This is a genomic window from Mesorhizobium sp. M1307 (assembly GCF_040318155.1).
In the GTDB taxonomy this organism is placed as follows: domain Bacteria; phylum Pseudomonadota; class Alphaproteobacteria; order Rhizobiales; family Rhizobiaceae; genus Mesorhizobium.
Genome location: NZ_JAMYLR010000037.1, coordinates 43696 through 56516 on the forward strand (window position 1 = coordinate 43696; position 12821 = coordinate 56516).

Annotated in this window: 14 protein-coding genes, 1 tRNA gene and 1 pseudogene; 12 read left to right on the plus strand and 4 right to left on the minus strand. The window is 65.2% G+C overall.

Features of this window, described 5'->3' with window-relative positions; all coding sequences use genetic code 11:
* From cbiE to NKH16_RS27455, 8 genes are read left to right on the plus strand one after another with little or no spacing between them, the layout of a single operon-like run.
* On the plus strand, positions 1–1242 hold the full coding sequence (cbiE, locus tag NKH16_RS27420; protein ID WP_352742363.1) for a precorrin-6y C5,15-methyltransferase (decarboxylating) subunit CbiE: 1242 nt from the start codon (positions 1–3) through the stop codon (positions 1240–1242).
* Positions 1239–1619, plus strand: coding sequence for a cobalamin biosynthesis protein (locus NKH16_RS27425; protein ID WP_023676642.1), 381 nt, complete (start codon positions 1239–1241; stop codon positions 1617–1619). Before cbiE ends, NKH16_RS27425 begins: the two co-directional genes overlap by 4 nt.
* The gene (cobM, locus tag NKH16_RS27430) at positions 1616–2380 is read left to right on the plus strand and encodes a precorrin-4 C(11)-methyltransferase (RefSeq protein WP_352742365.1); all 765 of its coding nucleotides are present in this window, start codon (positions 1616–1618) and stop codon (positions 2378–2380) included. Before NKH16_RS27425 ends, cobM begins: the two co-directional genes overlap by 4 nt.
* Complete coding sequence (gene cobA / locus NKH16_RS27435; RefSeq protein ID WP_352742367.1) at positions 2377–3183, plus strand: uroporphyrinogen-III C-methyltransferase; 807 nt, start codon at positions 2377–2379, stop codon at positions 3181–3183. Before cobM ends, cobA begins: the two co-directional genes overlap by 4 nt.
* Positions 3180–4493 (plus strand): cobyrinic acid a,c-diamide synthase CobB, encoded by a 1314-nt coding sequence (locus NKH16_RS27440; RefSeq protein WP_352742369.1) that lies wholly within the window; start codon positions 3180–3182, stop codon positions 4491–4493. Before cobA ends, NKH16_RS27440 begins: the two co-directional genes overlap by 4 nt.
* Entirely contained in the window at positions 4490–5251 is a 762-nt protein-coding gene (locus NKH16_RS27445; protein WP_352742371.1) for an adenosylcobinamide-GDP ribazoletransferase, read from the plus strand. Before NKH16_RS27440 ends, NKH16_RS27445 begins: the two co-directional genes overlap by 4 nt.
* Positions 5252–5275: 24 nt before the next feature.
* A complete protein-coding gene (gene cobT / locus NKH16_RS27450; protein WP_352742372.1) occupies positions 5276–6286 on the plus strand; it encodes a nicotinate-nucleotide--dimethylbenzimidazole phosphoribosyltransferase in 1011 nt (336 codons plus the stop codon).
* A gap of 26 nt (positions 6287–6312) precedes the next feature.
* Positions 6313–7053 (plus strand): hypothetical protein, encoded by a 741-nt coding sequence (locus tag NKH16_RS27455; protein WP_352450032.1) that lies wholly within the window; start codon positions 6313–6315, stop codon positions 7051–7053.
* A 94-nt stretch (positions 7054–7147) separates the two neighbouring features.
* Here the strand turns inward: NKH16_RS27455 and NKH16_RS27460 are convergent.
* Together NKH16_RS27460 and NKH16_RS27465 are read right to left on the minus strand one after the other, a co-directional pair.
* Positions 7148–7223: transfer RNA gene (locus tag NKH16_RS27460), tRNA-Lys, on the minus strand.
* A gap of 105 nt (positions 7224–7328) precedes the next feature.
* The gene (locus NKH16_RS27465) at positions 7329–8234 is read right to left on the minus strand and encodes a PhzF family phenazine biosynthesis protein (RefSeq protein ID WP_352742374.1); all 906 of its coding nucleotides are present in this window, start codon (positions 8232–8234) and stop codon (positions 7329–7331) included.
* A 111-nt stretch (positions 8235–8345) separates the two neighbouring features.
* Between NKH16_RS27465 and NKH16_RS27470 the strand changes: the two genes are divergently transcribed.
* From NKH16_RS27470 to NKH16_RS27485, 4 genes are all read left to right on the plus strand, one after another.
* Positions 8346–9638 carry an efflux RND transporter periplasmic adaptor subunit gene (locus NKH16_RS27470; RefSeq protein ID WP_352820936.1) on the plus strand — a complete coding sequence of 431 codons (1293 nt, stop codon included), beginning with the start codon at positions 8346–8348 and terminating at the stop codon, positions 9636–9638.
* 2 nt (positions 9639–9640) lie between these two features.
* Entirely contained in the window at positions 9641–10351 is a 711-nt protein-coding gene (locus NKH16_RS27475; protein WP_352742378.1) for an ABC transporter ATP-binding protein, read from the plus strand.
* Positions 10352–10353: 2 nt separating this feature from the next.
* Positions 10354–11571, plus strand: coding sequence for an ABC transporter permease (locus NKH16_RS27480; RefSeq protein ID WP_352742380.1), 1218 nt, complete (start codon positions 10354–10356; stop codon positions 11569–11571).
* Positions 11572–11685: 114 nt separating this feature from the next.
* Positions 11686–11928, plus strand: coding sequence for a hypothetical protein (locus tag NKH16_RS27485; protein ID WP_023720771.1), 243 nt, complete (start codon positions 11686–11688; stop codon positions 11926–11928).
* Here the strand turns inward: NKH16_RS27485 and NKH16_RS27490 are convergent.
* Positions 11925–12653 carry a hypothetical protein gene (locus NKH16_RS27490; protein ID WP_352742382.1) on the minus strand — a complete coding sequence of 243 codons (729 nt, stop codon included), beginning with the start codon at positions 12651–12653 and terminating at the stop codon, positions 11925–11927. The genes NKH16_RS27485 and NKH16_RS27490 overlap by 4 nt on opposite strands.
* Before the next feature lie 7 nt (positions 12654–12660).
* Positions 12661–12821, minus strand: a pseudogene (locus tag NKH16_RS27495) (endonuclease/exonuclease/phosphatase family protein); the annotation flags it as partial.

The window sequence follows — 12821 nt, forward strand, 5'->3', positions numbered from 1 at the left end:
ATGCCTGCTGAAGCTCCGCGCGGCGCCAAGCTCACCTCAAAGTGGCTCACGATCATCGGCATCGGCGAGGACGGTGTAGCGGGTCTCGGCGACGAGGCCAAGCGGTTGATCGCGGAGGCCGAATTCGTCTTCGGCGGCAAGCGCCACCTTGCCCTCGTCGCGTCGCTCGCCAAAGGTGAAGCGCGCGCCTGGCCGACACCTTTCGATGCCGAGCTGCGCGACATGCTGGCGCTCTCCGGCCGACGCGTCTGCGTGCTGGCCTCCGGCGATCCCTTCTACCACGGTGTCGGCGTCACCCTCGCCCGCAAGGTCGCGGCGGAGGATATGCGGGTGATCCCCGCGCCCTCGGCCTTTTCGCTGGCCGCCTCACGCCTGGGTTGGACGCTGCAGGACGTCGAGACCATTTCGCTGCATGGCCGCTCGCTCGACCTGATCCGGCCGTTGCTGCATCCTTGCACCCGCATTCTCGCGCTGACCTCGGACAGCGATGCACCGGGAGCGATTGCCCGTCTCATGACCGAACTTGGCTTCGGCGCTTCGCGGTTGACGGTGCTGGAGGCGCTGGGTGGGCCGAACGAAAGGCTGCGCTCGGCGAGCGCCGGCACTTTCGATCTCGAAAAGATCAACCCGCTCAACGTGCTCGCGATCGAAGTTGAATCGACTTCGCAAGCACGCATCCTGCCGCTGACAGCGGGACTTGCCGATCATTTGTTCGAGCATGACGGCCAGATCACCAAGCGCGAAGTGCGCGCCGTCACCCTGTCCGCTCTCGCGCCAAGACGCGGCGAACTGCTGTGGGACATCGGCGCCGGATCGGGCTCCATCGGCATCGAATGGATGCTGGCCCATCCTTCCATGCGTGCGATCGCCGTTGAGGCCGATCCGGCCCGCGCCGCGCGCATCCGACGCAACGCCGCGGCTTGCGGCGTTCCCGGTCTCACCGTCGTCGAAGGTTCGGCACCGCAAGCTCTTGCCGGGCTGGAGACGCCCGCGGCGATCTTCATCGGCGGCGGCGGCAGCGATGCCGGCGTGCTGGAAAGAGCCATCGATGCCTTGCCTGCCGGCGGGCGCCTCGTCGCCAACGCAGTGACCCTGGAGATGGAGGCGCTGCTGCTTTCCCGTCACGCCGCGCTCGGAGGCGAGCTTACCCGGATCGCTATATCCCGTGCTTCGCCGGTCGGTTCGATGCAGGCGTGGCGGCCGGCTATGCCGGTCACTCAATGGAGCTGGGTGAAGCCATGATGGTCGCGGGCATCGGCAGCCGCAAAGGCGTCAGCGCGCGCGACGTGCTTGCCGCGGTAGAAACCGCCCTGGAAGCGCACGGGCTTGCCCTGCCCGCGCTTTCAGCCCTCGCGACCGCGTCTCTCAAGCAGGATGAAGCGGCAATCTTCGCCGCCGGACGCGAACTCCGCCTTCCGGTGATCGTCGTCGAGCAGGATGAACTCAAAGCCGCATCTACGACCAGCCGTTCCGACCTATCGCAGGAGCATGCCGGCACGCCGTCGGTTTCCGAAGCCTCGGCGCTTGCCGCCGCCGGCAAAGGCGCAAAACTGCTCGGGCCGCGCACCGTGCTCGGTGCTGTCACTTGCGCCATCGCCATCAGCGGAGATGCGGCATGACCGTTCACTTCATCGGTGCCGGCCCGGGTGCTGCCGACCTCATCACCTTGCGCGGCAGCCGCCTGCTCGGCAGTTGTCCCGTCTGCCTCTATGCCGGATCGATCGTCGCGCCGGAGCTGTTGCAGCACTGCGCGCCCGGAACGAGGTTGATCGACACCGCGCCGATGTCGCTCGACGAGATCGAGGCCGAATATCTGGCCGCCCACGCGGCCGGCAATGATGTCGCCCGCCTGCATTCCGGCGATCTTTCGGTGTGGAGCGCCGTTGCCGAGCAGATCCGCCGGCTGGAAAAGCACGGCATTCCTTACACGCTGACGCCGGGCGTGCCGTCCTTCGCCGCTGCGGCGGCAGCGCTGCGCCGCGAGCTGACCATTCCAGAAGTCGCGCAAAGCCTGGTGCTGACCCGCATCTCCGGCCGCGCCTCGAAAATGCCTCCCGGCGAAACGCTGGCCGGCTTCGGCCGCACCGGCGCCACGCTGGCCATCCACCTTGCCATCCACGCTATCGACCGGATCGTCGCCGAACTGACGCCGTTCTATGGCGCCGATTGCTCGGTGGCGGTCGTCTTCCGTGCTTCCTGGCCGGACGAGCGCGTGCTGACCGGCACGCTGGCCACCATCGAGGCGCAACTGGCCGCCGATCCGATGGAACGCACGGCAATCATCTTCGTCGGCCGCTCGCTGGCGGCGGAGGGCTTTGGCGAAAGTTCACTGTACGACGCGCACTACCAGCGACGCTTTCGCGGACGGGACGGATTGTGAGCGGCAGCAACAGAAACACTACGGTCGAGCAGGCGCTCACCCGGCTCAACTTCAAGCCGCGCCAGCTTGAGCCCGGGCATGTCTGGCTGGCCGGCGCCGGCCCTGGCGATCCCGGCTGCCTGACGCTGGAAGTGCTGGCCGCCCTCGGACAGTGCGACGCGCTGGTTTATGACGCGCTGGTCTCGCCAGAAGTCGTCGCTGTCGCCGAGGGCGCGGAACTGTTCTATGCCGGCAAACGCGGCGGCAAGCCGTCGATGAAGCAGGACGACATCACCGCTCTGCTGGTCCGGCTGGCGCGCGCGGGCCGGCGCGTCGTCAGGCTGAAGGGCGGCGACCCCTATATTTTCGGGCGTGGCGGCGAAGAGGCGCTGGCGCTGGCCGGGGAAACTATCCCGTTCCGCATCCTGCCTGGCCTGACGTCCGGCCTCAGCGCGCTGGCCGCGACCGGCATTCCCGGCACCATGCGCGGCATCAACAAGGCGCTGATCCTGGCGACCGGCCATGCCGCCGGCACCGATGACGATCTCGACTGGGCGGCAATCGCCCGCACCGGCCAGCCGGTGGTCATCTATATGGGTATGGCCAACCTGCCGCTGATCGCCGCTTCGCTGCTCGAGGGCGGCCTGCCATCTTCGACGCCCGCCGCGGTCATCGTTGCCGCGACGACGCCGCAGGAGCGTATCGTCGTCGCCACGCTCGCCACGATTGCCGAGGAAGCGGCCGCAGCCGGCTTGACCTCGCCGGCGCTGATCGTCGTCGGCGGCATCGTCGGGATGCGCGCGGCACTGGCGGGTGAGTCATGACCCGCGCCATCATCATCGGCGCGCCGCGCTCGGGCTCGGGCAAGACCAGCGTCACCATCGGCATTCTACGCGCCCTCGCCCGGCGCGGCCTGAAAGTGCGCGGCGCCAAATCCGGCCCGGACTATATCGATCCCGGCTTCCACACCGCAGCCACAGGCTTGTCCGGCATCAATCTCGACAGCTGGGCAATGCCGCCCGCCCTGCTCAACACACTGGCCGGCGAAGCGACCGAGGACGCCGACTTCATCTTTCTCGAAAGCGCCATGGGCCTGTTCGACGGGATCCCTGCTGCTCCAGGCCGCACCGGCTCGGCCGCCGACCTTGCCCGGCTCTACGGCCTGCCGGTGCTGCTGGTGCTCGACGTCTCCGGACAGTCGACCACGGCGGCGGCCGTCGCCAAGGGTTTTGCCACTTACGATCCGGATGTGCGCATGGCCGGGGTCGTGCTCAACCGGCTGGGCAGCGAGCGCCACCGCCGGCTATGCGGCGATGCCATCGAGGCACTCGGCCTGCCTGTCGTCGGCGCTATCCTGCGCGATCCCTCGCTCAACCTGCCCGAGCGCCATCTCGGCCTCGTCCAGGCCGGCGAATATGAGAATCTGATGGCGCATCTCGACCGGCTGGCCGACATGGTCGAGCGCTCGCTCGACCTCGACGCCATTATGGCGCTGGCGGCGCCATTCACGCCCGCGCCGGGCAATTTCGGCGACGCGCTGCCGCCGCCCGGCCAGCGCATCGCATTGGCCGAGGACGCCGCCTTCACCTTCCTCTATCCGCACGTTGCCGCGCATTGGCGCAAGGCCGGCGCCGAGATCGTTCCGTTCTCGCCGCTCACCGATGAGGCGCCAGGCGACGATTGCGATGTCTGCTGGCTGCCCGGCGGCTATCCCGAGCTTCACGCCGGCCGCCTCGCCGCCGCGGCGAATTTCAGGGCCGGCATGGCGAGGTTCGCCGCCACGCGGCCGGTGCACGGCGAGTGCGGCGGCTTCATGGTGTTGGGCGAAGCGCTCGAGGACGCGTCGGGCGAGACGCATCCGATGCTTGGCCTCCTCGGCCATTCGACCAGCTTCGCCAAGCGCAAGATGAATCTCGGCTACCGCGAGGCGCGGCTGCGGTCCGGCTGTCCGCTCGGCAGCCAAGGCACGCTGATCCGCGGCCATGAATTCCACTACGCGCAGATGGTTGCGACCGGCAATGACGAGCCGCTGGCCGACCTCGCCGACGGTCAAGGAAATCCGCTCGGCGCCTCGGGATACCGGCGCGGCAATGTCAGCGGCACGTTCTTCCATGCCATTGCGAGGGGCGGATGAAGGCCTCGCAACAGCAAATTCTCGATGATATCGTGCTTTGCCTCGTCTTCTTTACCCGGCTGCCGCTGCCCGGAACCGACTTCCGTGGCCGCAGCCTTGCCGCTGCGATCTGGGCTGCACCGCTTGCCGGTCTCGCCGTCGCTCTGGCCGGTGCGCTGGTCTACGCCGTCGGAACGAGGCTCGGCCTAGCCGAGGGTCCTGCTGCAGCGTTGACCCTTGCCGCGATCTTGCTCGCCACCGGCTGCCTGCATGAGGACGGCCTTTCGGACGTCGCCGACGGCTTTGGCGGCGGCAAGACGCGCGAAAGGAAATTGAAGATCATGCGTGACAGCCGCATCGGTGCCTACGGCGCCTGCGCGCTCGGCATCTCGCTGCTGATCCGCTGGAGCGTGCTCTCTGGATTCGCCGGCCCGGCTCATGTCCTTTGGGCCCTCATTGCCGCGCATGCGGCGTCGCGCGGCCTGCTCGGCGCCTTCATGCACCTGCTGCCGCCGGCCCGTAGCGACGGCCTCTCGGTTGATGCAGGCACAGTCACGGCCGAAACCGCTATAGCCGGTGCTGTGCTCGGTGCGGCCGCGCTGCTGGCGCTTGGGTTCAGCGCTGCCATCTTCGCGCTCATCCTGCTTGCGTTTCTGTTTGCCGCCTTCCGCGCGCTGTGTATCAACCAGATCGGCGGTCAGACCGGCGACACCGTCGGCGCCCTGCAGCAGCTGGGCGAGATCGCAATCCTGCTCGTCGCTTCCGTTTCCCTTTCTTGACTCTGTTTCGGAGATTTCGCCCCCATGCCTTTCAAATCGCTCGATGAACTGCGCGCCGCCTGCCTCGACCTGCCCAATGGCAGCGATGCCGCCGCCAATGCCGTCGCGCGCCGCCAGGACACGCTGACCAAGCCGCAAGGCAGCCTCGGCCGGCTGGAGACGATAGCCGCCTGGCTGGCGCGCTGGCAGGGCCGCGACATGCCAAAGCTCGACCGTGTCAAGGTCTTCGTCTTCGCCGGCAACCACGGCGTCACTGCGCAAGGGGTGTCGGCTTTCCCCTCGGAAGTCACCGTGCAGATGGTGGCGAACTTCGCCGGTGGGGGTGCTGCCATCAACCAGCTTGCCCGCATTGCCGGCGCCGAGCTCGACGTCATCCCGCTCGACCTCGACCGCCCGACCGGCGACTTCACGCAAGAGCCGGCGATGGACGACGAGGCCTTCCTCGCCGCCGTCTCCGCGGGCTACCACGCGATCAGCAAGGAACTCGACCTCGTCTGCTTCGGCGAAATGGGCATCGGCAACACCACGCCGGCGGCGGCCATCTCGACCGCGCTGTTCGGCGGCGGCGCGGAGCGATGGACAGGGCGTGGCACCGGCGTCGACGACGCCGGCCTCGTGCGCAAGATCGTCGCCATCGAGGCCGGCCTGAAGCGCCACGCCCCGGCGCTAGCCGACCCCCTGAAGGTAGCGGCAGCCCTCGGCGGCCGCGAGCTCGCGGCGATCCTTGGTGCGACGCTGGCAGCGCGTCATCTCGGCGTGCCGGTATTGCTCGACGGCTTCGTCGGCACCGCCGCCGCGGCACCATTGGCGAGATTGCATCCTGCCGGCCTCGCGCACACACTGGCAGCCCATGTCTCGGCCGAATCCGGCCACCGTCGTCTGTTGGAGGCGCTCGGCCTGCCGCCCTTGCTCGACCTCGGCATGCGGCTCGGCGAAGGCTCCGGCGCCTGCCTCGCAGTCAACATTGTTCGTTCAGCCCTAGAATGCCATACGCGCATGGCAAGCTTTGCCGAGGCTGGTGTTTCGGAGAAGTAAGGCGGAGCCAGGCGCGGATCGCGTTGATGAACAAACCCTCACAGATTTTCGGAGACCCCAAGCACGGGCTTCGCGATATTCTTGCTCGGATCATCACAGATTTCGACAGCAAGAGCGGCGCTTTTGCCGGGCTGAAATACAATTCGCCGTGGATACTCGCCACCGAGGATTGGGCAGAGCGATCGGTCCATACGGTCGAAGAGCTATGCGAGATGATTTCTCAATGCCGGATTTCGGTTCGCTCTGGGAATCCGACGAATCCGCCAATCATCCAAATTTTTGAAGATCTTCGCAGTGCTGCGGAAGAGTGGAGAACAGAGACAGGTTACAGTGATCCGCCCATCCATCTGACCCCGGAATTGACGAAATTCCCTAATCGCAAAGAACTGAAAGCCCATACCCTGAAGGTATGGAGTTCTTTGGGATTGGCGAGGCAATGGCATAGCTATGATGCCAAGGACCTTAGGTTCTGCGGAATTTTTGAGGACAGATTTGGTCACAATGTTACAGTCAGAATGACCTTTAAGCTTGGATATGGTGGGCCTATCCGGCTGGATTTTCACTTTCCTTACTACGCAGACGATGAACCTACATCCTTTGAACTGGGCGGTCTCTCGGGCGAGGCGCTATTCCATGCACTTCGACTGCCCAGGCATCCTGAACTCGAATGGATCGCAAGCAAGAGCAAAACAAACTTCGATGCCGTCGACGGCGTGATAGCCATAACGCGAGCAATCCTGACCTATCTGAAGCCCACTATCCAATAGTCGGGCGAGTCAGCTAGCCGCTTGCCGACATGTGCGACGGGCAAAAGCTGTCTCGCGCCGCGTTAAGGTCTTTCCACCAAATCCCGGAGATTTTTGGTGGGTGCGCACAGGATTGAACTGTGGACCCGCTGATTAAGAGTCAGCTGCTCTACCAACTGAGCTACGCACCCACTCGGCCGGAAAAACCGGCGTTGGCGGGCATATAGCCGCCGACATCCGCCATGTCCAGCCCCGTGGGATTCATTTCCCGACAAATCGCCGAAGTGCTGCGCCCGTCAAACAAAAAGCCTGCCTTCAGCCACCTTCACCGCATGGCCGCCGATGCGGGCGGCCGCCAGTTTGCCGCCTTCGACATTCAGTTCGAGGCGAATTCGCGAAGGCCGGCCCATCTCCAGCCCCTGCTCGATCCACAGTTGTGAAACGCCGTCCGTCGGGCCGTCGAAATGCATGATCGCGCCGGCGAAGGCGGCCGCCGCTGAGCCGGTCGCCGGGTCTTCGTAGGACGGATTGCCGGGCACCATCATGCGGACATGGAAGGCGCTGTCGTGATGCACCGTCTCGCGGCAATAGACATAGGGGCTGGCGAAGGCCCATTCGCTCTTGCGTGGTGCGAGCTCCGACCACGCCTGGTTGTCCAGCCTGATCCGGGCGGCCGCCTCCAGATTGGCGACGGGGATGGTCACGTAGGGCACGCCCGCCGACCAGAACGAAACGCGGTGGTTCTCGAAGCCGATCTCGTGCGGCCCAAGGCCTAGGGCCGCGCCGATCGCCTCCGGATCGGCCGACAATGCCAGCTGCGCCGGCAGTTTCGCCAGGTCGAACTCGGCAAAGGTCGAACCGTCGTGCTTGCTGACAGCGCAGCGCACCGGGCCGATATTCTCCTCGAGCACGAAGATGCCGGCGGCCTCTCCCGCCATTTCGGCGAGCGCTATCGCCGAGCCGACGGTTGGGTGGCCGGCGAACGGCATTTCATAGTCGGGCGTGAAGATACGGATGCGGGCCCGGTGCTTCGGGTTGTCCGGCGGCAGCACGAAGACGGTTTCGGACAGGTTGAACTCGCGCGCCACCGCCTGCATCGCCGCAACGTCGAGCCCGTCACAGTCGAGCACCACGGCCAGCGGATTGCCGGCCAGCCGGTTGGTGGTGAATACGTCGTAAAGCAAGTAATTCCGCGGCTGCATCTCAGTAAGTCCTCTGCCTCATTCCCAACATGAGCGAAATTTAATTTGAATTTTGAACCATAAGGCCTGATTTGTGCACCGATGGGATATCACTGAACATAGGGGTCCGGCGTGGACCAGATTGTCAATCTGCCAAAGACGGAATCCGCTTCCGCCATCGAGACGGCGCTCGGGCTCGACCACCAGGGCCTGAAGACAAAACGCCGTCGCGGTTGGCGTTACGCAGTGTTCGCACTGCTTGCCGTCGCCGCGGGTGTCGTCGGCTACCAGTGGTATGCGGGCTCGCCCGCCAAGATCGAGTATACCACGACACTGGCCGCCATGGCCGACCTTACCGTCGCGGTTTCGGCTACCGGCACGCTGCAGCCTCTCACCCAGGTCGATATTTCCAGCGAACTCTCCGGCGTCGTCCGCTCGGTTTCAGTCAACGAGAACCAGCTGGTGAAGAAGGGCGATGTGCTGGCCGCGCTCGACACCGCCAAGCTGGAGGTGCAGATCGAGCGCGCCCAGGCCTCGGCCAAGGCAGCCGCGGCGAGCGTCGAGGACGCCACCGTGACGCTAGCTGAAAACGAAAAGGCGCTGGTGCGCGCGGCACAATTGACCAAGCGCGGCATGGCGACGGACCAGTCGCTTGAAGCGGCAACCGCCACCCGCGACCGCTCGAAGGCGGCGCTTGATATCGCCAAAGCCAACCTCGCCATGGCCAATGCCGATCTCAAGGCGCAGCAGACGGATCTTGCCAAGAGTACCATCTACGCTCCGATCGATGGCATCATATTGACGCGCTCGGTCGACCCCGGCCAGACGGTCGCCTCGTCGCTGCAGGCGCCGGTGCTGTTCGTCATCGCCGCGGATTTGAAGAACATGGAATTGAAGGCTGCGGTCGACGAGGCCGATATCGGCGCCGTCAGGCCCGGCCAGCATGCGCGCTTCACCGTCGACGCGTTCCCCGAACGGCCATTCGACGCCGAAATCCGCGACATTTCCTATGCCTCGGTCACCACCGACGGCATCGTCACTTACGATGCAAGGCTGGATGTCGACAATAGCGAGCTTCTGTTACGGCCCGGCATGACTGCCACCGTCTCGGTCGTCACCAAGCAGGCCAAAAACGTGCTCACCGTGCCATCGATCGCCTTCCGCTACCGGCCGGCGCAGACGGCGGAGCGCGGCTGGAGCCTCACCGACGTGTTCACCGGCCGCATGGGACGCCCCGGCGGCAACCGCCAGCGCCAGGCGGCGACGAAGCCCACCGACGGCTCGCGCACGCTCTACGTGCTGGAAAATGGGCGGCCGCATCCGGTCAACGTCAGGGTCGGCTCGACAGATGGCGAACTGACCGAGATCGTCTCCGGCCTGGAGGAAGGCGCGCAAGTCATTACCGCCTCGCAGCAGCGGAGCTGATCGTGGCATCGGGCGCGACCACCCTCATAGGCTTCGACAAGGTCTGGAAAAGCTATGGCCAGGGCGAAGCCCGGGTGCATGCGCTGGCCGGCGTCGACCTCGCCATCAGGCGCGGCGAATTCGTCGCCATCATGGGCCCGTCCGGTTCGGGCAAATCGACGGCCATGAACATCATTGGCTGCCTCGACACGCCGACCGCTGGGACCTACAGCTTCGAAGGCATCGACGCCGGCCGTCTCGATCGCAACCGCCGCGCTCAGCTGCGCAACCTCTATGTCGGCTTCGTCTTCCAGGGCTATAATCTGTTGCCGCGCACCACGGCCGCCGAGAATGTCGAACTGCCGCTGATCTATCGCGGCGTCGGTGCCCGCGAGCGCCGCGGCCTTGCCATGCAGGCACTTGCCGAGGTCGGCCTTGTCGGCCGCGAGCATCATACGCCGGCCGAGCTGTCCGGCGGCCAGCAGCAGCGCGTGGCGATCGCCCGCGCCATCGTCACCAGGCCGACGCTGCTCGTTGCCGACGAGCCGACCGGCAATCTCGACACCGCCCGCACGCACGAGATCATGGAACTCCTGACGCAGCTGAACAGCGAGCTCGGGCTGACTATCGCCATGGTCACGCACGAAGCCGATGTTGCCGGCTATGCGCAGCGCACGATCCGTTTCCTCGATGGCCATGTTGCCTTGGACACAGCCAATCTCGAGATGGCCTAGCCATGATCTGGGAAACCGTTCGCCTCTCGCTCCGCTCCATCCGCCGCAACGTGCTGCGCTCGTTCCTGACGCTGCTCGGCATCGTCATCGGCGTTGCCGCCGTCATCGCCATGCTGACCATCGGCTCGGGCACCACCGAAAAGGTCAAGTCCGACATTTCCAAGCTCGGCAGCAACCTGCTTGTCATTCGTTCCGGCCGACCGGCCGGGCCCGGCGGCCCGGGAGGGCTCGACCAGGTGGTCCGGCCTCTTGCCTACAAGGACCTCACAGCGCTTGCCGCGCATCTGGACGGCTCGCGTGCCATCTCGCCGGCGTCGCAAAAGCAGGTGCGCGTCATTTTCGGCACCGAAAGCCTGACCTCGGGCGTCACCGGCACCGACAGCGCCTATCTCGATGCCCGCGACTGGAAGCTGGTTTCGGGCCGCCCGTTCAGCGATTCGGAAACCCGCTCGGGGACCGGCGTCTGCCTCATCGGCGAGACGGTGCGCCAGCAGTTCTTCGGCGCCGGCGACCCTGAAGGCGAGATCATCCGCGTCAACCGCACCTCCTGCAAGATCATCGGCTTGCTCGAACCGAAGGGCTATACCGGTTTCGGCCAGGACCAGGACAATGTCGTGCTGATGCCGCTCGCCGCCTATCAGCGTCGCATTGCCGGCAATCGCGACATCGACTCGATCTATGTCGCCGCCGACGATCGTACGCCAACCACGGTGCTGCAGCAGCGCGTCGAGGACATCTTGCGCGACACACGCCGCATCACGGCCGACCGCGACGATGATTTCTCGATCCGCGACATGACCCAAATCGCCGATGCCATGGCCAGCGCGACCACCACCATGACTGGTATGCTCGGTGCCGTCGCCGGCGTCAGCCTGCTCGTCGGCGGCATCGGCATTATGAACATCATGCTGGTGTCGGTAACCGAACGCACGCGCGAGATCGGCATCAGGCTCGCTATCGGCGCCCATGAAAAGCATATCCTCATCCAGTTCCTGGTCGAGGCAACCGTGCTGTCGCTGCTTGGCGGCATCATCGGCATCCTGATCGGCCTGGCCCTTGCCGGCCTCGCCTCGGTGACGCTGACGATCCCGTTTGCGCCAAGCCCGGAGGTCATCCTGCTTGCGGTCGGCTTCTCTGCGCTGATGGGCATGGTGTTCGGCTTCTTCCCGGCGCTGCGCGGCGCGCGGCTTAACCCGATCGACGCGCTGAGGCATGAATAGGCATTGCAGCAAGTGTCGCCTCCAGACGCTGCCAATTTTTTATGCAACCTGCCCTTGTCGCAGCACATTCTGCAATGATAACAATGCTGTTGGGGACTAAGGGGGGAACAATGGATGAGCAAGAAAGCGCGACTGGCTCTGGCGATTGTAATCGTCGAAGCCGCCTTGGCAGGGCTTTGGTGGAATTTGATCCTTTATGGGATGGAGAATCCCGATCGCGTCACCGCTGACTTCCAGCAGGTAATTGGGCAGACGATGGGAACGGCGATGGGCGCGCTCCTGGGTCTCGGCGTGCTGTTGTATTTTGTTGCCGCCCGCAACGACCGCAAGGCTATTGAAGGTAGGCTACGACGTTAGAGTTGGAAACCTTGCTCGCTCGCAAAGTGCCATTCGATCAGCGGTCTCATATGCGGCATCAGCCCGTCCGGCAGGTCGGCTGCATTGCGGATGATGACGGGGCCTTCGATTTCAGGCTCTGACTCGGCCGCGACGAAAGCGCTGATCCGCTGTGCCAGGTCGTCGGCGGACGCCGTCTCGCGGTAGCGGCGAAAGATCACCGTGCCGCTTGCCGTCGACAGGGCGTAATGGCGCCTGCCGCGTGTCGCGCCGGATAGATCGAGGCCGGTCTCTTCCCGCACCTCGCGGATCATGTTGAAGTCCACGTCGACAAGGCCGTCGCGGAAATCGGTTGGCTCGAACGAGCCGGCGGCGAAGTAGATGCGCCCGGCGTTGACCGTATGCGGCGCCATGCGGATCGCCACCAGCGCATTGTCGGCAGCGACCAGCATGGCGTGCGCGTAGGCATGTTCGGCGCCAGGCACCTGTCGATTGCTGCGCCAAAGCATGAAGGTCGAATAACGCACTGCATGGCAACGGCCGACTAGGCGATTGTCGCGATAGCTGAGAGCGGAAAGCAGCACCACGGTGCCGTCGAAAAGCGCCGGCTTGGCCGCGGTCTCACGCCGCCAGTTTGCGGCGATCGCCTCGGCATTATCGCGCTCGAACGGATGCAGGCCGGAATCGAGCCTGACGTCGATGGCATCGACCGGCAGGATGACGTTGCGCGGCAGATCGAAACTCACGCCTGTCTCACACCATGTCGAGGGCAATTGCTACCGGGCAATGGTCGGATGCCTTCGGCCGGTCCCACCCGGCACGTGGGAAGCGCTCGACCTCCTGGCCCGCTGGAAATATGGTGCGCCAAGGCTGGCCGCTGCGGATGATATCGGGAACCGCGGTGGCGTTCTGCC

Excerpts from the sequence above, each read along its gene's own strand:
- NKH16_RS27480 (WP_352742380.1), top strand. The coding sequence starts at position 10,354 with ATGATCTGGGAAACCGTTCGCCTCTCGCTCCGCTCCATCCGCCGCAAC.
- NKH16_RS27425 (WP_023676642.1), top strand. The coding sequence starts at position 1,239 with ATGATGGTCGCGGGCATCGGCAGCCGCAAAGGCGTCAGCGCGCGCGAC.
- NKH16_RS27485 (WP_023720771.1), top strand. The coding sequence starts at position 11,686 with ATGAGCAAGAAAGCGCGACTGGCTCTGGCGATTGTAATCGTCGAAGCC.
- cobM (WP_352742365.1), top strand. The coding sequence starts at position 1,616 with ATGACCGTTCACTTCATCGGTGCCGGCCCGGGTGCTGCCGACCTCATC.
- NKH16_RS27465 (WP_352742374.1), bottom strand. The coding sequence starts at position 8,234 with ATGCAGCCGCGGAATTACTTGCTTTACGACGTATTCACCACCAACCGG.
- NKH16_RS27445 (WP_352742371.1), top strand. The coding sequence starts at position 4,490 with ATGAAGGCCTCGCAACAGCAAATTCTCGATGATATCGTGCTTTGCCTC.
- NKH16_RS27455 (WP_352450032.1), top strand. The coding sequence starts at position 6,313 with ATGAACAAACCCTCACAGATTTTCGGAGACCCCAAGCACGGGCTTCGC.
- cbiE (WP_352742363.1), top strand. The coding sequence starts at position 1 with ATGCCTGCTGAAGCTCCGCGCGGCGCCAAGCTCACCTCAAAGTGGCTC.
- cobT (WP_352742372.1), top strand. The coding sequence starts at position 5,276 with ATGCCTTTCAAATCGCTCGATGAACTGCGCGCCGCCTGCCTCGACCTG.
- NKH16_RS27440 (WP_352742369.1), top strand. The coding sequence starts at position 3,180 with ATGACCCGCGCCATCATCATCGGCGCGCCGCGCTCGGGCTCGGGCAAG.